We start from the raw sequence: 20,880 nt of genomic DNA on the forward strand, positions 1-20,880 counted from the left end.
CAATACATGTCGACTTCAACCTATATCTATATCTTCGGTGAAATTGAAACCAAAATTTGGGGATTAACCGGCCGCGAGCGTTTGCAGCGCATGTTGAAAGCGAGAGAACAAGTCATCCTGATTGAGGATGTTGAGAAGATTCCTTCCGGCGCTGTTGCATTATTTTTGAACGCCAATTTTCTGTTTGATGCCCGAGTACTCACCGCATTGCTCGGCATGGAGAAAAAAACAGCGTTATATAGCGACGAAAATTGTCCCGCCGCGATACGCACCGATGGTGATCAAGCACAGCAATTACTCAGGAATCTCAACAATAACAAGAGCCAGAATTATCGCTTTGTGTTGCTGACTATTCCGCGCATTGGCTTGAAAGATCTGCACATAGACTTTCAGCAGAATCTGAAAAAGAAGGACCCGCCTTACATCCTGCCTATCAGCGAAGAGAATCGTCCGCTACTGGAGCAAGAACTGTTTTCCGGATCGTATAAGGGTGTGACCGATCTGGTCACCAAGTGGATCTGGCCGGTGCCGGCATTCTGGGCGACACATTATTGCGTGCGGCAAGGCTGGCAACCCAATCACGTCACCTATCTCAGCGTCGTTTTGGCCGTGCTGGCGGGAGTCGCATTCTGGTTCGGATTCTTTGGTATCGGACTGCTCATGGGATGGTTTATGACCTTTCTCGACACTGTGGACGGGAAACTGGCGCGCGTCACTGTGACGTCAAGTCGATTCGGCGATGTATTAGACCATGGGCTGGATATTATCCATCCGCCACTCTGGTATCTGGCTTGGGGAGTCGGTTTGACAAGTACGCTGACGCCCATTGCTGGCCTGGGAATACTCATGTGGCTTATGCTCATCGGCTATGTCGGCGGACGTTTGTGCGAAGGCGTGTTCCAATTCTGGTTGGCACACTTTGATATGTTCATCTGGCACAAATGGGACTCTTTCAATCGGCTCATCACCGCCCGGCGCAATCCGAATCTTTTGTTGCTGACATACGGATGGTTGACCGGTCAACCTGATTTCGGGCTTTTGCTGGTCGTTGCGTGGCATTTGATCTCTACCGGAATCCTGGTATGGCGTTTGATGACCGGCTGGAAAACCAAGCAAAAAGAAGGATCGCTGAAATCCTGGCTGCAAGATGTTGATCCGGTACGTGACCGGGAAATATGGGCGGTTAAAATATTTACGCGCGCCCCGATCAATCTCAAAAAGCCTTATCCGGTATCATCCAATTAATCGTTTATCACACCCAATGACATTACAAACACGGATTGACCGCTTGAGAACAGGGACAGCTAAAGTTGGTTGCCTGTTCAACCCAATGGGAGGTCAGGCGCGCAAACATGAACCGGCCATCCGGCAGGCATTGAGCGAAATACCTGGCATCTTCGTCTGCGAGGCCATCGATGCGATCGCTTTCAAAAGTGCAATCGATCAATTGCTGCGAATGAAAATCGATTTACTGGTAATTGTCGCGGGAGATGGTACGACACACGCGATACTCGGCCATTTGTTCGCTGCATTGGCGCCAGCGAAATGGCCTGTGCTGATGGTCATACCGGGCGGTACCACCAATATGACGTCATTGGACTTGGGAATGCGCGGCAAGCCCGAACAAATCCTGCGCCGTTTACGCGATTTCCTGTTACAGCCAATGGAACCCAGGCTGGTACAGCGTTCCGTCCTGCGTATCGAGCAGGCAGGAATGGGTGCAATCTATGGCATGTTCTTCGCCGTCGGATTGGTTGCGCGCGGTGTCAAATTCTCGCGCAGTCCAGTCAAGCAAATCGGAATCACCGGTGGCATTTTTACCTTCCTGATTATGCTGCGATCTCTTGCGGGTATGATATTGGGTCGCCATCAAAGCGAATGGGCGCCGGTCACCATGGCCATGGCGCAAACCGATGGACGAATTTATCAAGGCACCTATCTGTTTGCGTTGGTCAGTGCATTGGATTGCCTGTTGCTAAACATCCGTCCATATTGGGGAAAAGAACCGGCACCATTGCATGTGACATTGGTCGATCAACACCGCAAACGCTTGTGGCGCTCAATATGGCCGTTAATTTCAGGCGGTGGCGAAGTGCTGCAGGAAAAAGACGGTTACTATAGCCATAATACCCATTCCTTAACGCTGCAGATGGATGATGAGTACATTGTCGACGGTGAATTATATCGATCTGCCAGTGCAAACAAGCCGTTACGAATTACCGCAACCAATCCTGTGACATTTTTAGTGCTGGGAGGCGCTGTTACTACTATGGCTCATACTAAAGTCACGTCCACCGAACAACTGCCCATCCGATTGCTCAGTGAAGTTGCTTGGGAAAGCAACAAAGAGACATCTCCTGATCTTGTTCCAGTGGTGGATTCACTCATCATGCGCTTCGGCGAGTCATTGGATGCCATAATTCTTTATGGTTCCTGTCTGCATTCCGCGATCAGCCTGGATGAAGGTATCGTTGATCTGTATGTCATCGTGGATAGTTACCACAAGGCTTATTCCGTGCGCTATTTGGCCAATTTAAACGCTTGGCTGGCACCTAATGTTTTTTATATAGAAGTACCGCATCAGGGAAGAACGTTACGCGCCAAATACGCCGTCATTTCAACACACGACTTCAGGCGTGGTGCGCAGCACTGGTTTCATCCGTATATCTGGGCGCGTTTTGCGCAACCGTCGCGGTTGCTTTACTGCCGTGACGATGCTGTGCGGGAACACATCTATGCTTCGCTGGCGCACTCTGTTGTCACTTTTTTAAAATCGGGAGCCGCAGCACTCGAAGCAGGTATATTCGATGTGGAAGAAATCTGGACACGCTGTCTGATGCTCACCTATGCCGCCGAATTACGGGCAGAGCGGGAAACGCGCGCACGCCATCTGGCGCAGACCAACCTGGGCGCCTTTACCCGCCTGACAGAAGTGGCAACCCCTATGCTGCGAGGCATATTGGAGAAACAAGATAATGGAAAATACCGCTGCCTGACCGATCCAGCGACACAACGACGAACATTGTGGCGATGGCGTTTGCGCCGTTGGCAGGGAAGAATTTTGTCGATCCTGCGCTTATCCAAAGCCACGCTGACTTTCAACAATAGCGTCGAATATGCCGCCTGGAAAATTGAGCGGCACACCGGTGTGCGCGTCGAAATTACCCCGATGTTGCGCCGTCACCCCATCCTATGGGGCTTGAAAGTAGCCTGGCGATTGTTACGACGTGGTGTGTTACGCTAAATCCGACCGCTTCGTAGCAGACAATAAAAATCAACAACCTGTAGACCATTTTAATGGAGAACAACATGAACACTCTGTCCCGTTTATTCATTCTTTCAATAGCGCTGGCGCTTACGGCCTGCACCACGATGTATCTCGAAGGCCTGGAGAAGATTGGCATTCCGAAGCGCGACGTGATGGTGTCGCGAGTTGAAAAAGCACGCGATACGCAGGAAGAAACCAAGGAGCAATTCAAATCCGCGCTGGAACAATTTACTGCCGCCACCAACTTCAGCGGCGGCGACCTGGAAGCTACCTATAAACGACTCAACGACGAGTATGAAGCCAGCGTGAGCAAAGCCGACGAAGTCAAAACACGGATTGCGGACATAGAAAGTGTCTCCGAAGCATTATTCACCGAATGGAAAACGGAAATTACGCAATACAGCAACGCATCGATGAAACAAAGTAGCCAGAAAAAACTCGATACCACGCAAGCGCATTACCGTCAATTAATCGCTTCGATGAAGCAAGCCGAAGCCAAAATCGAGCCGATCCTCACCGTGTTTCATGATCAGGTCATGTTCCTCAAACATAACCTCAATGCCCGCGCCATTGCTTCACTCAAAGGCGAATTGGGTAACATCAAATCCGACGTGTCGGCGCTGGTTGCTTCGATGGAAAAATCGATCAATGAGGCGAATGCATTTATCAGTACGATGGAACAAAAGTGATGAGTATGAAAATTGCAAGCTGAAAATGCGGGTAAAATCATGCTCAATTATCAAAAACCAACCGCGCGAATGCCTGTAAACTGCCGCCACCGCAATCCACATCGATTGTCTCGCTGCGGATTAGTATAAAAATCATCAAATTAATCGGTTTTCAGTATTGCTGACATGCTGATATTTTGCAGAGGAAATTTCTTATGAATAAATACGTTACTGCACTATTATTTCATGGCACTGTTGCTTTTATCACACTAAGTTCCTGCGTTGCCCTAGCGGGAACAGGCAATGCCGTCCACTATCACGACAAGTATCAGGGTAAAAAAACAGCGAATGGTGAAGTTTTTGATCAAAATAAACTGACCGCTGCACATAATAAATTTCCTTATGGATCGCAAGTTAAAGTCACTAATTTAGCAAATAGACAAAGTGTCATCGTCAAAATTAATGACCGCATGGCACAGCATAATCAAAATATCATCGATGTTACAAAACATGCAGCTAAAAAGCTGGGATTTCTGGGAAAAGGGCGTGCGCAGGTCAGCCTTAAAAAGATAAGATAAATATGTCTTAACAGTCTGTTGAAAAACGCTTTTTGGCCTATTTTGAGCGCCGTAGCAACAACCCAGATAGTTTTCGACCTATTAAACAAAACGCATGGACAGATCAATTGCCTGAATATTTTTAGTCAAGCCGCCGACGGAAATCCGATCAACCCCCGTTTCAGCGATCTGGCGCACGTTATTCAGTGTGATATTGCCGGATGCCTCCAAGACGATCCGCTCACTGCTCCGCTGGAGGATCAAAGCAACCGCATCACGCAATTGGCTCAACGTAAAATTATCCAGCAACACCATCGTTGCTCCGGCAGTCAGCGCTTCGTGTAATTCCTGCAGCGATTCCACTTCGATCTGGATAAAAACTTCTGGTGGCGCGATTTCTTGCGCTTTCATCAAAGCCGGTTTGATGCCACCCGCTGCGATGATGTGGTTTTCCTTAATAAGAATGCCGTCATACAGGCCGATGCGATGATTGACACCGCTACCGCAGGTTACCGCGTATTTCTGCGCCAATCGCAAACCTGGCAGGGTTTTTCGCGTATCGACAATATGCGCTTTTGTGCCGGCGATGGCATCGGTAAAGCGTTTGGTGTGTGTCGCTATGGCAGACAGCATCTGCAGAAAATTCAGTGCGGAGCGCTCCGCAGTCAACAGTGCACGGGCTGGTCCTTGGATCGTGCAAAGTTGTTGCCCGGCTTGAACATAATCCCCATCCCGGGCAAGCCAGTCGATCGTTGTTTGCGGCGCCAACGTCAGAAAACAGGTCTCAAACCACTGCATTCCGCACAATACCGCGTTTTCCCTACTGATTACCAACGCGTTTAATTCCTTGTCTTGCGGAATCAATGCAGCCGTCAGGTCGCCCGCACCAATATCTTCCGCTAACGCACGCTTTACATTGTCATTAATTTCATCAAGTAAATTGTTCAATTTCTTTATGCACCCAAGCTGTTCACTTACTATTGTCGAACGGATAGTATATAGGCTCCCGCGACAGTAGGTTGTTAGGAAGGAAATTATATGACTCACGCGATTGATTTGATCATCCACGGCATTGTCACGATACTCGGTGTTGCTATCGTCGTGATGATTATTTTTTGGTTCATCCAGGATGTCACACAGAAAAAGCACACAGTACTACGCAATTATCCTGTCATTGGACGTTTGCGCTATTTTTTCGAAATACAGGGAAAATATTTCCGGCAATATTTCTTTGCCAATGACCGCGACGAAATGCCGTTCAATCGTGCCACGCGCGGCTGGATCTACAAAAATGCCAAGAACAAGGGTAGTTTGGTCGGTTTCGGTTCCACCAATGATTTGCGCCAGCCGGGATCGATCATTTTCGTGAACGCCGCTTTCCCGATTCAGGAAGAAGATCAGTTGCCAACACCTTCATTGCACATCGGTCAGGGCTATTGCGAACATCCTTTTGAGGCCAAATCCATTATTAACATCAGCGCTATGAGCTACGGTGCTATTTCGAAACCTGCCATTCGTGCGCTATCGCTTGGTGCGGCACAAGCGGGTTGCTGGCTGAATACCGGCGAAGGCGGGCTGGCTCCGTATCATCTGGAAGGCGATTGCGATGTGATTATGCAAATCGGCACTGCCAAGTACGGTATTCGCGATGAACACGGCAATTTTTCTACGCAACGCGCTAAAGAATTGAGCAAGGTGGTCAAAGCGTTTGAGATCAAATTGTCGCAAGGCGCAAAACCCGGAAAAGGCGGATTATTGCCCGGCACTAAAGTAGGTAGTGAAGTTGCCGCGATACGCGGTATTCCTGAACATCAGGATTCTATCAGTCCGAATCGCCATAAGGACATTAATAACATCGACGAACTGCTCGATAAAATCAATTACATCCGTGAGCTGACTGGACGTCCAGTCGGTATCAAAACGGCGATCGGCGGATGGAATTTTATCAATGAACTATGTGACAGCATCAATCGCCGTGGACTCGAGTATGCTCCCGATTTTCTGACTATCGACGGCGGTGAAGGCGGCAGCGGCGCCGCACCGCAGACACTGCTTGACCATGTTAGCTTGCCGATTGCGGAAGCCTTGCCGCGCGTGGTGGATGCACTGATTCAGTCCAACCTGAAAAACCGCATTTATGTCGTCGCTGCGGGAAAACTGGTTACTTCCGCGGAAGGTGCTTGGGCACTTTGCGCCGGGGCTGATTTTGTCAATACGGCACGAGGTTTTATGTTCTCATTGGGTTGCATCCAAGCGATGCGTTGCCATCTCAATACTTGCCCTACCGGCATTACAACCCACGATGTACGCTTGCAAAACGGTTTGGTGGTTGAAGAAAAATATCTGCGAGTTGCTAATTATGCCAAGAATGTTAACAAGGAAATTAACATGATTGCTCATTCATGCGGTTTACACCATGCACGACAGTTTAAGCGTGAGCATGTGCGCATCGTTGAAACGGCGGGTAAAAGCGTAGCACTGAATATTTTGTATCCTTATCCCGAACCACAGAAGAAAGAAATATAAGTTATTTCCTTCATTCGGTCGTTTTCCCAAAACGTAATCAACTCTGAATCATCTTTCTGCATCGTTGCGTTTGCTTATTCATCAACTTGCGACAAGCTATTTTCAGAAAACTGCAGATAAAGGGGTGAAAGAGTGCCTAATTGCAGCTTAAGTATAGAAGCCGCCTACCGATAATAGTTCGTCGTCCTTTGAATAGCCCTTACCTAAGTACGAGTCGTTATAAAAATCTCTGTTTCTTGGAAATACTAATAGACAATGTTTCGTTTTTTTATCAATCAAGATGATCGCAGAATTATTACCATCAGTGGATTGACGCTGGTGACTCTCATCTTGTTAACAGGTTTCTCTGTCTATAGGATTATGCAGCCACAGACTGAAGTGATGACGACTTCAGGTTTGCAAGTGGGGCTGGAAAATATGGTCAAGTTGATCGAAAATCAGATTACACATTCCATATCACACACAAAAACAGCATCCACACGCATTTTCCTGATTCAAAGCTTAGAAAAAGCCAATTCGGATGCGCTCAAAGACGAAGGAGTTGTCAATTTAATTAAGTCTTCAGAAAAAATGCTGAAGAATAACTTCTCAGGTATTAGTATCTATGGTCCTGAAGGCAACTTGATACTTAGATCGGGCCTTCATGCCAATTACTCGGATCGCATGATTGAATTAGATACTGGTCCAGATATCCACAGCGATTTGTTGTGGGATGATGGACAATTTGTTGTGCGTAATTCTATGCCCATCTTGAATGATGAAAGTAAATTCATTGGCCGTATCATGACGGAAGAACCGCTGCCCGCTCTCACCAAGATATTTACAGAAATCACTCTGATTGGCATGACAGGTGACTTCCTGCTGTGTGCCCCTGTGAAAGGAAGTAACCTGGAGATGGATTGCTTTCTGCGCGGTTTTGATAGTAATCGTTTTAGACGTATGCAGCGCATCATGGATAACAAACCATTACCAATCCATTATGCGCTAGCAGGGCAAGCTGGTATTAAATTCACCAAAGACTATCGGCAGATTGATGTTGTTGCAGCGCATTCATCCGTTGCCTATGGATTAGGTGCTGTACTCAAGATTAATGAGCACGAGTTATATAGTTATCTGTCGAATCAGATTAAAACGATCTTGCTATATCTGGGGCTGTTTGTCGCATTTGGCATCGTAATTCTGCATTGGCTAACTTTGCCGTTGATTCAAAAATCCATTAAATCCAGAGATGCATTGATAAAAACACATAGAAAGTTAATACAGGCTAGAAACCATACCGAGAAAATTTCTTCTGAGCTGACTGCCTATATCAATGCTATTGGCAAGATTGCTTTAATCTCCTTTATTGATCGTCAAGGGAAGATTATGCAAGTCAATGATAAGTTGTGTGAAATCAGCGGTTATTCTCAAGAAGAACTGATAGAACAGGATCATCGCTTATTGAGTTCACAGATTCATCCCGAATCATTTTTTGTTGACATGTGGGCGACCATTACCAAAGGTGAGGTCTGGCATCAGGAAGTCTGTAACCGCAATAAAGCAGGAACACTCTATTGGGTGGATTCAGCAATCATATCGATTGTAAGTTCCCCTGAAAAAACAGATTGTTATTTGTCGATCAGTGTCGATATTACCGCACACAAACAAAAAGACCGTGGCTTGAGCGAACGGCTTAAAGAAAGTAATTGTCTGCAAATAATCAGAAGTTATATGGGCCAAGATCTAAGTACAAAAAAGATATGCCAAAACATATTGGAATCCCTCGTGCTGGCCTTATATTTTCCTGAAATGGCTGTTGCCATGATTGAACTGGGAAACAAGCGAATTACTACAGCGGAGTATCATGAAGACCTGCGCAACGAAATCAGCGCAAAAATTATGTCGAATGGAGAAGTGTGTGGATTGTTAAAGGTATCTTACTTGCAAGACTTGCCATTCACATTTCCCTATGAACAGAATCTGATTGACACCATTGCACATGACCTAGGTCGTTGGTACGAACGCAAAGAAGCTGAGCGGCGCATTATCCAAATGGCAACACATGACGCATTAACAGGTTTGCCCAATCGGCATTTGCTACAGGATCGCATCGAACAAGCATTGGTTCATGACACACGCCATCAAAGGCAAATGGCTGTGTTATTTATCGACCTGGATCATTTCAAAACTATCAATGACTCATTAGGCCATGACATCGGTGATCTGTTATTAAAAGCGGTAGCCAAGCGATTGTCGGCTTGTGTCCGCAGCGAAGACACCGTTGCGCGCCAGGGCGGCGATGAATTTATTGTGGTGCTGAATTCTATTGCGGAGTCTCTGGATGCGGCAAAGGTGGCCCAAAAAATTCTGGATGCGATGATACAACCTTACCATATCCATGAAAACGAGCTACATATCTGCGGCAGCATTGGCATTGCGGTATTCCCGGATGATGGAACCAATGCGGAGACATTATTAAAGAACAGTGATGTTGCCATGTACTATGCTAAAGAAAATGGACGCAATAATTATCAGTTCTTTACCGATGAGCTCAACAAATCTGCTCACGAGCGGCATACCCTCGGTCTTGATTTGCGCCATGCGTTAGAGCGTGGCGAACTGGTTCTATACTACCAGCCTGTCATGGATATGCCCGATCATCAACTTTATAGTGTGGAGGCACTGTTGCGTTGGCGGCACCCTGAGCATAAATTGATTTCTCCGGATAAATTTATTAGCTTGGCGGAGGAAACCGGACTAATTATTCCGATAGGCGAATGGGTTCTAAAAACAGTCTGTATACAAATCAAAACGTGGCGGAATCAGGGTTACACTGTTCCAAGGGTGGCCATTAATCTGTCAGGAAGACAGTTTCGGGATAAAGATTTAACAAAAAATATTGCTCGCATATTGAATGAAACCGGGGTGGAAGCAAAATATATCACCCTGGAAATCACCGAAAGTATGCTGATCGATAACATTGAGAAAGTCGTAGAGACACTTAAATGCTTGAGTGAAATGGGCATACATATCTCAATTGATGACTTTGGTACTGGTTATTCAAGCCTCAGTTATCTGAAACGTTTCCCAATTCATACGCTAAAAATAGATCGCACATTCGTTCGTGACATCGTAACCGATAAGAGCGATCACACGATTGTCGCTGCTATCATTGCAATGGCACACAGTCTGGAGATGGATGTCATTGCAGAAGGTATCGAAACAGAAGAACAGCTTAATCTATTAATCGCACAAAAATGCAATCACTATCAAGGTTATTATTTCAGCAGACCGGTACCTGTTTCTGAAATCGAGAGCATGTTAAAGAAATTCATACCAGAAATAAGTAAAGTACACGCACTTCGCATAGCAAAATAATCCGCTCTTGAAATTCCGGTATCCGCCCCCCACGTAGGAGCCAATAATATATGGAGGGAGAATTTCATGCGTTTTGACAAACTAACCACCAAATTTCAACAAGCCTTTGCGGATGCTCAGAGTATCGCTGTCGGTCAGGATAATCCGGTAATTGAACCGCAACATTTACTATTGGCGCTCCTGCAGCAGGAGGATGGCAGTACACTCTCTTTACTGCAACGTTCTGGCGTCAATACCGTTCCATTGTTGGAGAGTATTAAGCAAAGCGTGCAGCGTCTACCGAAAGTAGATCACTCGGGCGGAGAAGTTACTATTTCTCGTACGTTGAATAACCTATTGAATCTGGCAGACAAAGAAGCGCAGAAGCGCAACGATCAGTTTATTGCTTCAGAGATGTTTCTTTTGGCAATCCTGCAGGATAAGGGCGAAATTGCTACATTACTCAAGCAGCATGGTGCCAATTACACAGCTTTGGAAAAGGCCATCAATGCGATACGAGGTGGCGAACAAGTCAGCAGCGCTGAAGCAGAAGGCAGTCGCGAAGCTTTGAAAAAATATACCCTGGATCTGACCGAACGTGCGCGCCAGGGAAAATTGGATCCGGTTATCGGACGCGATGACGAGATTCGCCGTGCGATTCAAGTTTTGCAGCGGCGCACTAAAAATAATCCTGTATTGATAGGTGAGCCGGGTGTCGGCAAAACCGCCATTGTTGAAGGCTTGGCGCAGCGTATTATCAATGGCGAGGTACCTGAAAGCTTGAAAGATAAACGTGTGCTCTCTTTGGATATGGCCGCACTTCTGGCAGGTGCCAAATATCGCGGCGAATTTGAGGAACGCTTGAAGTCAGTGCTGAAAGAACTCGCACAAGACGAAGGAAAAACCATTGTGTTCATTGATGAGTTGCACACCATGGTGGGTGCAGGTAAAGCAGAAGGTGCAATGGATGCGGGCAATATGTTAAAGCCCGCATTGGCCCGCGGTGAGTTGCACTGTGTCGGTGCCACCACTTTGGATGAGTATCGCAAGTATATTGAGAAAGATGCTGCGCTGGAGCGACGTTTCCAAAAAGTATTGGTGGGAGAACCTACTGTGGAAGCTACCATCGCGATCCTGCGTGGCTTACAGGAAAAATACGAGGTGCATCATGGTGTTGATATCACCGACCCTGCAATTGTCGCTGCCGCGGAATTATCCAATCGCTATATCACCGATCGTTTTTTGCCTGACAAGGCCATTGATCTAATCGATGAAGCCGCAGCGCGCATTCGTATGGAGATTGACTCCAAACCCGAAGCACTGGATAAGTTGGATCGACGCCTGATACAGCTCAAAATCGAACGTGAAGCAATAAAAAAAGAAAAAGATGAAGCTTCGCAGAAACGTCTGCAATTACTTGAAGATGAGATCAAACAGAAAGAACGTGAATATGCTGATTTAGATGAGATCTGGAAAACTGAAAAATTCCATGTGCAAGATTCCCAGCAAATCAAGGAAGAGATGGAAAAGATTAAACTGGAAATAGAAGCGGCCACTCGCAAAGGTGACTGGCAAAAAGTCTCGGAACTGCAATATGGTCGCCTTCCACAACTGGAAGCGCAATTGCAATCCCAACTTAGCGATCAAAAACAGAAAAGCGGAGGAACTGAATCAGGCTCTGCCGCCGCACCTAAGTTACTGCGCACTCAAGTTGGCGCTGAAGAAATCGCGGAGGTGGTATCGCGTGCTACCGGTATTCCTGTGTCTAAAATGATGCAAGGTGAACGTGAAAAATTGTTGTTGATGGAACAAAAATTACATGACAGGGTAATCGGCCAGGATGAAGCGGTACGCTTGGTATCCGATGCGATCCGTCGTTCTCGTGCTGGCTTGGCTGACCCTAATCGTCCTTATGGATCATTCCTGTTTCTGGGGCCAACCGGTGTAGGTAAAACTGAATTATGTAAGGCGTTAGCCGGATTTTTATTTGATTCAGAGGATCATTTAATACGTATCGACATGTCCGAGTTTATGGAAAAACACTCGGTAGCACGCTTGATCGGCGCACCGCCCGGCTATGTCGGCTATGAAGAAGGCGGTTATTTAACTGAGCTTGTACGCAGAAAGCCTTACGCCGTCATTTTGCTGGATGAAGTGGAAAAGGCACATCCGGATGTATTCAATGTCCTGCTGCAAGTTCTGGATGATGGTCGTATGACGGATGGTCAGGGGCGTACCGTCGATTTCAAGAATACGGTGATTGTCATGACATCCAACTTGGGCTCGCAAATGATTCAGGAAATGTCCGGCAGTCCATATGAATCGATCAAGTATGCGGTGATGGGTGAAGTAAAAGCCCATTTCCGCCCTGAATTTATTAATCGTATTGATGAAGTCGTGGTGTTTCATGCTTTGGATCAAAAACATATCCATTCAATTGCGAAGATACAGCTTCAATATCTTGAAGCCAGACTGGCCAAACTGGAAATGAAACTTGAGGTTAGCGATGCAGCATTATCCGTGATTTCTCAAGCTGGCTTTGATCCAGTATTCGGTGCGAGACCTTTGAAGCGCGCGATCCAAGCTCAAATTGAAAATCCACTCGCAAAAGAGATCCTGGAGGGTAATTTTGTTGCCAAAGATACGATTAAAGTTGATTATAGCGATGACAAAATCATTTTCTCTAAAATGAATGGATAGAACATTGATATCGATTGATTAAAACATAGCGTCCCAGCGAGATTCGGGTAAAATATATTTTTTTTACTGGATAAGTTGTCATGTTTAAAGGTAGCTTGGTTGCCATCGTTACTCCGATGGATGAAGAGGGGGGATTAGATCTGGAACGTTTCCGCTCTCTTCTCGATTTTCATATAGACCAGGGTACCGATGGTGTGGTGGTAGTTGGCACTACAGGCGAATCTCCAACTGTGGATTTTGAAGAACACCATCTACTCATGCGCACTGCGGTGGATCACGTTGCTGGACGTATACCGGTCATTGCAGGTACTGGTGCTAACTCAACCCGTGAAGCGATTGATTTATCGATTTACGCAAAAAATGCTGGAATAGATGCTTGCCTTTCAGTTGCCCCTTATTACAATAAGCCCACTCAGGAAGGGCTATATCAGCACTTTAAGGCAATTGCGGAGGCGGTTGAAATTCCGCATATCTTATATAACGTTCCCGGCAGGACCGTTGCAGATATCCACAACGATACCGCGTTACGCTTGGCACAGATTCCCAATATTGTGGGTATCAAAGATGCAACCGGCGATATTGGACGAGGCTCTGATTTATTAACGCGCGCGCCAGCGGGTTTTTCCATCTATAGCGGAGACGATGTCAGTGCATTGGCACTGATGTTATTAGGTGCGCATGGCGTTATTTCAGTTACAGCAAATGTGGCTCCCAGAATAATGCACGACATGTGCATGGCCGCATTTGCTGGCGATCTGAAAACCGCTCGAGCACTCAATGATCAGCTGCTACGTTTACATATCGATCTATTTGTCGAAGCTAATCCGATTCCTGTGAAATGGGCTGTTGCACAAATGGGCTTAATGGGTCTCGGAATTCGCCTTCCCCTCACGCCATTATCTGCTCAATATCATCAGCTGATTCGCGAAGCCATGCGATCGGCCAATATCCGTGATTTGAAGGAGTAAGATGTCAAAAATGAAATGGCGGAAAGTAACTATACCGTCACTGGTATTGGCGTTTTCATTGACAAACACGGGCTGTAAGACGCTCGATCTGTTTCCTGAAACCAAGAGTATTGATTACAAATCGGCTGGAAAACTACCACCCCTGGATATTCCGCCCGATCTAATTCAACCTGCTATTGATGAGCGCTACTCGATTCCTGAGTCCAATTCGTCTAGTAGTAGCACAACGTTTTCTGCTTATAATAACGAACGTGGCGGACAGTCGAAGGCTGGTACGTCTTCCTTTATACCATCATCGATTCAGAATGTACATATTGAGCGCGCCGGAACGCAACGTTGGCTGGTTGTCCCTCAATCGCCTGAAATGGTGTGGCCGGTAGTCAAAGAATTCTGGCAAGAATTGGGTTTTCTGATTAAAGTGGAAGTTCCTGAAACAGGTATTATGGAAACCGACTGGGCGGAAAATCGGGCCAAGATTCCTCAAGATCCTTTGCGAACCATTCTTTCGACCTTTCTGGACAGCATTTATTCAACTGCTGAGCGCGATAAATTCCGGACCCGTCTGGAACGGAATGAACTAGGCAACACCGAGATATATATCAGTCATCGCGGTATGAATGAGGTGCTGGAAGGGGGCAGTCTTAACCGCACCATCTGGCAGCCTCGACCTGCTGATCCTGATTTGGAGGCTGAAATGCTATCCCGGCTGATGATGCGTTTTGGTGTAGCAGAAGAACAAGCCAAGTTGGAATTGACTGCAGGTAGAAGCACCACGCAAGAGCGTGCCTACATTGATAGGGAAACAGGAAACACACTGATCATCAATGAAGCGTTTGACAGATCATGGCGACGCGTCGGGCTGGCGCTTGATCGCATCGGTTTTACCGTTGAGGACCGTAATCGGGTAGAAGGTGTTTATTTCGTTCGCTATGTTAATCCTGATAACGATAGTAAGAAAAAAGGCGATGGCGAAGGTATTCTGTCGGGAATTATGTTCTGGCGTAGTGATGATGATAAGACAGATACAAAAGCTGCAAAATACCGCATACACGTTGATAATACCGGAACCAATACCAGCAAGGTTACTCTGCTTAATGATGATGGAACGGCAATAAATTCTGCTACTACTAGTCGTATTTTGAAGCTATTACACGAACAACTTAAATAGCAGAGGAAAGTAAGCTGACCTAAACTTACCGGAAAGATAGCTGAGTATTTTATTTTCTCCTTGTAGTAGTCTAGAGTAAGGCGAACTTTCAATAACTCAAGTCAACTACGTTAGAAATGAATTTGTAAATTTAAAAAACAAAACCGCCTTGAAAGGCGGTTTTTTTATTAATTCCTCAAACAGAGGGATTACTTTTTGCTATCTGCCTCTCCACCGCTCATGATTTTTTCATAGTTTGCTTTTTCGGTTTCAGGCAGCGCTTGGCTAGGTTTGCCACCGCACGCAGACAATGTTAGAAGAGCCAATAAAAATGCAGTTAGAAGAGTATATTTCATTGTGTAATTTTCCTTATAAAAAAGTTCTCTTTTTCTTAACTATTAGTTAAAAAAATGAGTATATAACGAACTTAACCAATCATTCAAGCAAGTTTTTGTTTTTGGTTTAACTGAGAAGTTCTTCATATTTACCTTCGGTATATCAATTGAAATAGATAACGATATACATATTTCCTCTTATGAAATCTATTCGATTGATGCAATACAGGACTCAGGAAGCGCGGGAACGCTCGAAGGAAATATGATTATCGGCCTTGAGGATGTGGCGGAAGGTTAAACTCTGAGCGCATCATACTTCCTTGTTTAGAATCTCAGTCAGCGTTCGAGATACGCCTGTGTGCCAATCGGGCAGATTTAAATTAAATTGCTTTTCCAGCAGGCAAGCATTTAAGCGTGAATTTAGCGGGCGTTTTGCAGGCAACGGAAAATCACAGCTTGCTATGGGTAACAGGGCATCCAACTGAGTCTTCAATGAAAAATTTTCTTGCCTCGCATGTTCCAAGATAAAACGAGCAAATTCATACCATGAAGTATATCCTTTAGCTACCAAGTGATATAAGCCGGAGACCTTATGCTGATGCCTCAATGAAAGCAATGCGCAGGCAGTAATATCCGCAATCAATTCCGCACCGGTGGGCGAACCAATCTGATCATTGACAATTGTTAACTTGTCGCGTTGCTGTGCTAAACGTAGTATCGTTTTAATGAAATTATTGCCATGCGTTGCATAAACCCAACTGGTACGGAATATTAAATGCGAGCATCCAGACGCAACAATATTGTTTTCACCTTCCAGTTTGGTTTTTCCATATACATTGATGGGATCCGTTGCATCTGTTTCAAGGTGCGGTTGCTCACCACCGCCGTTAAAAACATAATCTGTGGAATAATGAACCAGCCAAGCATTCAATTGCTTTGCTTCTTGCGCAAGCACGCCAGGGGCTTGAGCATTTAAGATATGCGCTAATTCCGTTTCATTTTCAGCTTTATCGACAGCAGTATAGGCGGCGGCATTGACAATGATATCGGGTGCAATTCTCCGTATCGTTTGTCGTATGCCCGCAAAATTAGCAAGATCACCGCAATACTCGTTATCCATTGAATTTAATGCAATTAGTTCACCTAAAGGTGCTAAGCTTCGCTGCAGCTCCCATCCTACCTGACCATTTTTACCGAATAGCAAAATTCTCATTGCGATGACTGCGACTCAGCGTAATTCTTTTCCAGCCATTCCCGGTATGCGCCAGTTTGAACATCAGCAATCCATTGCCGGTTTTCCAAGTACCAATGAATAGTTTTACGGATCCCTGTTTCAAAAGTCTCCGCCGGTTTCCAGTTCAGCTCGCGTTCAATTTTGGTGGCGTTGATGGCATAACGACGATCGTGCCCTGGCCGGTCTTTGACGTAAGTGATCAGATGATGAAACATAGAATCTGGATATAACTCTTTCAATAAATCACAAATTGTTTGCACAATTTCAATGTTGGGTTTCTCATTCCAGCCGCCAATATTGTAGGTTTCTCCCGGATCGCCTACTGCTAAAACACGGCGAATCGCACTGCAGTGATCAGTCACGTATAGCCAGTCACGAACTTGCAGGCCATCGCCGTATACCGGTAAAGATTTCCCTGTTAACGCATTAACAATCATCAGAGGGATCAGTTTTTCTGGGAATTGAAAAGGACCATAATTATTCGAGCAATTTGTAGTCAGTACAGGCAGGCCGTAGGTATGGTGATAGGCTCGTACCAAGTGATCACTGGAAGCTTTGCTGGCTGAATAAGGGCTATTGGGTTCATAGCGATGTTCCTCAGTAAATGCGGGTTCATTCTGGATCAACGAACCATACACTTCGTCGGTTGAAACATGGAGAAAGCGGAAATTTTGTTTGGCGGCTGTTTCGAGTGCGTTCCAGTAAGCACGCGTCGCTTCCAATAAGCGAAATGTGCCCAGAATATTGGTTTGAATAAAATCTTCCGGACCATGGATTGAACGATCTACATGACTTTCAGCGGCGAAATTAATAATGGCCCGAGGCTGATACTGAGCCAATAATCGTGAAACGAGTTCGATGTCTCCGATATCCCCATGCACAAAAATATGTCTTGGGTTTCCCGTTAATGAGGACAGGTTTTGCAAATTACCCGCATAAGTTAATTTATCAAGATTTACAATTTTTTCATCAGATTGCGCTAGCCAATCCAGAATAAAATTACTTCCAATAAATCCCGCGCCACCCGTGACCAGAATCATGAAGCTTCCTTAGAGAATAAATTGATTGTATTAATGATCTTTAAAGTTCCTATTGTTTTTAAAATTACATAACCTACTCTTACCCAGGATTCCAGATAGGTAGCGTTCCCAGTTCACCGGATTTTACTTGAAATTCACAGTCAATGCCGATTCCCGGTACCCATATGAGCTTATCATCACAAAACAGCAACGGCATCATAGTACGCTCCCACGGTGGTATCGAAGCTTCTTGTAATAGGTTCTTTAAACTTCGTCGCGGACGGTTGCAAGCCGGTGTAAAACGTTCTCCCCCGCTACGCGAACGCACAGTCATTATTTTATTTAATATCTTCTGTTGATCGATACCTTGGTTTGCTGCCTGGATAAAACGAATGGTCCCGTTTACATGTTGGAGTGTTAAAAACGCTTCTCCGCGCCATATGTATTGATATTGTTCGGATTGCTCTGAGAGTTTTTTTCTGGATAATATGTAGACAGCACCTTGATAACAACGAATTTCAGTATTGCCAAAACTGATATGAAATTGATTATCCGAGGATAGCGATAAAAGCTGATGCAAAGTTTCTTCTAATTTCACCGTGCTGGGGAGGCTTGCACCCTGTTGCAACAAAGTATAGCGAAAAAGATTTTTGGCGCGCGGAAAACTCAGTTGGCGCAGACCATCGATTTGAAGCCTACCGGAAACAAGGCAGTGTTCACTATCCATCACAGCTAATTCATCCAATAACAACGATGCTTCGGACAAGTGGCGACTGGTACGTAACAGCGTTTGAGGATAATTGGGATATCGTTCTCTCAATACCGGTAGAATGTCATGACGCAGAAAATTTCTATCGAAAGTAATACTGTCGTTACTTTCATCGTTGATCCAATTCAATTTGTTTTGCCGTGCATAGGATTCGATTCTGCTACGAGAAACTTCCAGTAGCGGCCGCAGTATCTGCGGTGCATTATCAGAGGATTGTTTTCTCACAACCGGCATGGCACTTAACCCTTTAATGCCTGCACCACGAAATAATTGTAATAACAATGTTTCGGCTTGATCGTCCAAATGCTGCGCGAGCACCACATAGTCAGCTTGTACGTGATTAAAAATGCGATAGCGTTCGTCGCGAGCAACCGCTTCAAGGCTTATGCCGGATTCTTTGGAGATGTGTATATATGCAACGTGGATAGAAATGCCATAAGCGTTACAAAGATCACAGCAAAATCTGCTCCACAGTACTGCATTGCGGCTGATGCCATGATTAACATGCACTGCGGAAAGCGTAAATTGCATTTGCTTGGATAGCGTAACAAGTACATGCAGTAATACGATCGAGTCTATGCCACCACTCAAGGCAATCGTTAAATGACTACCTTGTTTAATATGTGCCAGTAATACTTTTTGAGTATCACATACCAGACTATTCGACTTTGACTTCCTTATATGAGCCATATGCCATGAGCCGCTCGATGCGTTTTCCCAGAAGTGTCTCGGTAGAATGATCTTGAAGCTTGCGGAGCGATTCCTGTAAAACGATTTTTACCGATTGCATCACTGCCGGATAATCGCGATGCGCTCCGCCAATGGGTTCAGTAATAATACTATCGATCAAATTCATTGCTTTCAGCCGATCGGCGGTAATACCCATAATTTCTGCGGCTTCCGGTGCTTTATCTGCACTTTTCCATAGAATAGAAGCGCAACCTTCAGGAGAGATGACGGAATAGGTGGCATATTGCAACATGTGTATCACATCACCGACAGCTACCGCCAAGGCACCACCGGAGCCGCCTTCGCCAATAATGATGCAGATCACGGGCACTCTTAATTCTGCCAGGACATAAAGATTCTTACCAATGGCTTCAGATTGTCCTCGTTCTTCTGCGTCGATACCCGGATAGGCGCCCGGCGTATCAATAAAAGTAATCAGCGGGATGGAAAATTTCTCGGCCAAGCGCATTAAGCGCAGCGCTTTACGATAGCCTTCCGGCTTCGGCATGCCAAAGTTACGATAAATTTTTTCCCGGGTATCGCGCCCTTTCTGATGACCGATAATCATAACGGTTTGGCCGTTGAAACGTGCCAAACCGCCCACAATCGCATGATCGTCAGAGAAATTTCGGTCACCGTGCAATTCTTCGAAATCTGTGAATAGATACTCTATATAGTCCAGCGTATAAGGGCGCTGCGGGTGCCGGGCGACTTGCGAAATTTGCCACGGGGTCAATTTTGCATAGACATTTTTTGTGAGTGATTGGCTTTTTGCCTGTAATCGTGTGATTTCAGATGAAATGTCCAATGCAGAGTCATCTTGAGCAAAGCGTAGCTCATCTATTTTTGATTCAAATTCTGCAATATTTTGTTCAAATTCCAGAAAAGTGATTTTCATGTAGACTAAGATATAATCCTAAAACCGTGATGATACAGGATTTGTAGGTAAATCTGCAGGGCAGAGTTAATCAAAATGATGTCAATCCTGAGCTAGCATCTTAAATTGCGAGTAACACTCGCTTGGTCGATTGATGTTAATTTTTGTGCAATGCAGTATCGGACTTCATTAACTCAACGAGGGATTTCTTATGAAACGACGCACCTTTCTACAAGGAATAAGTGTAGCTACTGCATTACCCGCGCTTTCATTTTTGTTACCAACGCAATTGGTCGCGGGTGATATTAATCCGCAAACTGCAATCGAGCCACTCAACAAACCCCGTGAAGCATGGCGTGAATTGGTTTCGCCGGAAGCCTATCGGGTTTTATTTGAAGAGCATACAGAGGAACCTGGAAGTAGCGAATTAAATCATGAGCATCGGGCAGGGACTTTTATCTGTGCTGCATGCTATTTGCCGCTGTTTGAAAGTCAGCATAAGTATGAAAGCGGGACTGGATGGCCGAGCTTTACACAGCCTATTCCGGGACATATGGGGACAAGACGCGACTTTAAGTTGATTTTTCTGCGTACTGAATATCACTGTATACGATGCGGAGGTCATCAGGGACATGTCTTCAAAGATGGACCGCCACCGCGAGGTGAGCGCTGGTGTAATAACGGACTGGCGCTAAAGTTTGTACTGGAAACCGATCAACTGCCGACACCGAGAGGGTGAGCATATGT

Annotated in this window: 16 protein-coding genes; 10 read left to right on the forward strand and 6 right to left on the reverse strand. The window is 45.5% G+C overall.

From position 1 onward, the window contains the following. Positions 1 to 6 precede the first annotated feature (6 nt). The 4 genes from C8R34_RS02240 (at position 7) to C8R34_RS02255 (ending at position 4,514) form a co-directional block, all read left to right on the forward strand. On the forward strand, positions 7 to 1,245 hold the full coding sequence (locus C8R34_RS02240; protein WP_110337390.1) for a CDP-alcohol phosphatidyltransferase family protein: 1,239 nt from the start codon (positions 7 to 9) through the stop codon (positions 1,243 to 1,245). 43 nt (positions 1,246 to 1,288) lie between these two features. Then, positions 1,289 to 3,244, forward strand: coding sequence for a diacylglycerol kinase family protein (locus tag C8R34_RS02245; protein WP_258364315.1), 1,956 nt, complete (start codon positions 1,289 to 1,291; stop codon positions 3,242 to 3,244). 65 nt (positions 3,245 to 3,309) lie between these two features. Continuing rightward, entirely contained in the window at positions 3,310 to 3,957 is a 648-nt protein-coding gene (locus C8R34_RS02250; protein WP_110337394.1) for a DUF2959 domain-containing protein, read from the forward strand. A gap of 194 nt (positions 3,958 to 4,151) precedes the next feature. Next, positions 4,152 to 4,514, forward strand: coding sequence for a septal ring lytic transglycosylase RlpA family protein (locus tag C8R34_RS02255; RefSeq protein WP_110337396.1), 363 nt, complete (start codon positions 4,152 to 4,154; stop codon positions 4,512 to 4,514). Between the two features lie 81 nt (positions 4,515 to 4,595). Here the strand turns inward: C8R34_RS02255 and nadC are convergent, their stop codons facing one another. Next, the gene (gene nadC, locus C8R34_RS02260) at positions 4,596 to 5,450 is read right to left on the reverse strand and encodes a carboxylating nicotinate-nucleotide diphosphorylase (RefSeq protein ID WP_110337488.1); all 855 of its coding nucleotides are present in this window, start codon (positions 5,448 to 5,450) and stop codon (positions 4,596 to 4,598) included. A gap of 81 nt (positions 5,451 to 5,531) precedes the next feature. Between nadC and C8R34_RS02265 the strand changes: the two genes are divergently transcribed. The 5 genes from C8R34_RS02265 (at position 5,532) to bamC (ending at position 15,191) form a co-directional block, all read left to right on the forward strand. Continuing rightward, entirely contained in the window at positions 5,532 to 7,019 is a 1,488-nt protein-coding gene (locus C8R34_RS02265; RefSeq protein WP_110337398.1) for an FMN-binding glutamate synthase family protein, read from the forward strand. A gap of 255 nt (positions 7,020 to 7,274) precedes the next feature. Then, the gene (locus C8R34_RS02270; RefSeq protein ID WP_110337400.1) at positions 7,275 to 10,376 is read left to right on the forward strand and encodes an EAL domain-containing protein; all 3,102 of its coding nucleotides are present in this window, start codon (positions 7,275 to 7,277) and stop codon (positions 10,374 to 10,376) included. Positions 10,377 to 10,442: 66 nt separating this feature from the next. Then, positions 10,443 to 13,055, forward strand: a complete 2,613-nt coding sequence (gene clpB, locus C8R34_RS02275; RefSeq protein ID WP_110337402.1) for an ATP-dependent chaperone ClpB — start codon at positions 10,443 to 10,445, stop codon at positions 13,053 to 13,055. Positions 13,056 to 13,135: 80 nt separating this feature from the next. Then, complete coding sequence (gene dapA / locus C8R34_RS02280) at positions 13,136 to 14,023, forward strand: 4-hydroxy-tetrahydrodipicolinate synthase (protein WP_110337404.1); 888 nt, start codon at positions 13,136 to 13,138, stop codon at positions 14,021 to 14,023. Position 14,024: 1 nt separating this feature from the next. Further along, the gene (gene bamC, locus C8R34_RS02285) at positions 14,025 to 15,191 is read left to right on the forward strand and encodes an outer membrane protein assembly factor BamC (protein ID WP_110337406.1); all 1,167 of its coding nucleotides are present in this window, start codon (positions 14,025 to 14,027) and stop codon (positions 15,189 to 15,191) included. Between the two features lie 188 nt (positions 15,192 to 15,379). Here bamC and C8R34_RS16365 read toward each other — a convergent pair whose 3' ends face one another. The 5 genes from C8R34_RS16365 to C8R34_RS02305 all read right to left on the reverse strand — a co-directional run bounded on the left by C8R34_RS16365 (position 15,380) and on the right by C8R34_RS02305 (position 20,154). Next, positions 15,380 to 15,526, reverse strand: coding sequence for a hypothetical protein (locus C8R34_RS16365; protein ID WP_165872490.1), 147 nt, complete (start codon positions 15,524 to 15,526; stop codon positions 15,380 to 15,382). Positions 15,527 to 15,815: 289 nt separating this feature from the next. Then, entirely contained in the window at positions 15,816 to 16,718 is a 903-nt protein-coding gene (rfbD, locus tag C8R34_RS02290) for a dTDP-4-dehydrorhamnose reductase (RefSeq protein ID WP_110337408.1), read from the reverse strand. After that, positions 16,715 to 17,779 (reverse strand): dTDP-glucose 4,6-dehydratase, encoded by a 1,065-nt coding sequence (gene rfbB, locus C8R34_RS02295; RefSeq protein WP_110337410.1) that lies wholly within the window; start codon positions 17,777 to 17,779, stop codon positions 16,715 to 16,717. The genes rfbD and rfbB overlap by 4 nt, the downstream gene beginning before the upstream one ends. Positions 17,780 to 17,858: 79 nt before the next feature. Beyond that, positions 17,859 to 19,217 carry a tRNA lysidine(34) synthetase TilS gene (gene tilS, locus C8R34_RS02300; RefSeq protein WP_110337412.1) on the reverse strand — a complete coding sequence of 453 codons (1,359 nt, stop codon included), beginning with the start codon at positions 19,215 to 19,217 and terminating at the stop codon, positions 17,859 to 17,861. Further along, positions 19,186 to 20,154 carry an acetyl-CoA carboxylase carboxyltransferase subunit alpha gene (locus C8R34_RS02305; protein WP_110337414.1) on the reverse strand — a complete coding sequence of 323 codons (969 nt, stop codon included), beginning with the start codon at positions 20,152 to 20,154 and terminating at the stop codon, positions 19,186 to 19,188. The genes tilS and C8R34_RS02305 overlap by 32 nt, the downstream gene beginning before the upstream one ends. A gap of 190 nt (positions 20,155 to 20,344) precedes the next feature. Here C8R34_RS02305 and msrB point away from each other — a divergent pair, with 190 nt between their 5' ends. Next, on the forward strand, positions 20,345 to 20,872 hold the full coding sequence (msrB, locus tag C8R34_RS02310; protein WP_110337416.1) for a peptide-methionine (R)-S-oxide reductase MsrB: 528 nt from the start codon (positions 20,345 to 20,347) through the stop codon (positions 20,870 to 20,872). Positions 20,873 to 20,880: the final 8 nt, after the last annotated feature.

The organism is Nitrosomonas sp. Nm84, from assembly GCF_003201565.1.
Classification (GTDB): domain Bacteria; phylum Pseudomonadota; class Gammaproteobacteria; order Burkholderiales; family Nitrosomonadaceae; genus Nitrosomonas.

Excerpts from the sequence above, each read along its gene's own strand:
- C8R34_RS02240 (WP_110337390.1), top strand. The coding sequence starts at position 7 with ATGTCGACTTCAACCTATATCTATATCTTCGGTGAAATTGAAACCAAA.
- C8R34_RS02250 (WP_110337394.1), top strand. The coding sequence starts at position 3,310 with ATGAACACTCTGTCCCGTTTATTCATTCTTTCAATAGCGCTGGCGCTT.
- C8R34_RS02255 (WP_110337396.1), top strand. The coding sequence starts at position 4,152 with ATGAATAAATACGTTACTGCACTATTATTTCATGGCACTGTTGCTTTT.
- C8R34_RS02265 (WP_110337398.1), top strand. The coding sequence starts at position 5,532 with ATGACTCACGCGATTGATTTGATCATCCACGGCATTGTCACGATACTC.
- C8R34_RS02270 (WP_110337400.1), top strand. The coding sequence starts at position 7,275 with ATGTTTCGTTTTTTTATCAATCAAGATGATCGCAGAATTATTACCATC.
- clpB (WP_110337402.1), top strand. The coding sequence starts at position 10,443 with ATGCGTTTTGACAAACTAACCACCAAATTTCAACAAGCCTTTGCGGAT.
- dapA (WP_110337404.1), top strand. The coding sequence starts at position 13,136 with ATGTTTAAAGGTAGCTTGGTTGCCATCGTTACTCCGATGGATGAAGAG.
- bamC (WP_110337406.1), top strand. The coding sequence starts at position 14,025 with ATGTCAAAAATGAAATGGCGGAAAGTAACTATACCGTCACTGGTATTG.
- C8R34_RS16365 (WP_165872490.1), bottom strand. The coding sequence starts at position 15,526 with ATGAAATATACTCTTCTAACTGCATTTTTATTGGCTCTTCTAACATTG.
- rfbD (WP_110337408.1), bottom strand. The coding sequence starts at position 16,718 with ATGAGAATTTTGCTATTCGGTAAAAATGGTCAGGTAGGATGGGAGCTG.
- rfbB (WP_110337410.1), bottom strand. The coding sequence starts at position 17,779 with ATGATTCTGGTCACGGGTGGCGCGGGATTTATTGGAAGTAATTTTATT.
- tilS (WP_110337412.1), bottom strand. The coding sequence starts at position 19,217 with ATGGCTCATATAAGGAAGTCAAAGTCGAATAGTCTGGTATGTGATACT.
- C8R34_RS02305 (WP_110337414.1), bottom strand. The coding sequence starts at position 20,154 with ATGAAAATCACTTTTCTGGAATTTGAACAAAATATTGCAGAATTTGAA.
- msrB (WP_110337416.1), top strand. The coding sequence starts at position 20,345 with ATGAAACGACGCACCTTTCTACAAGGAATAAGTGTAGCTACTGCATTA.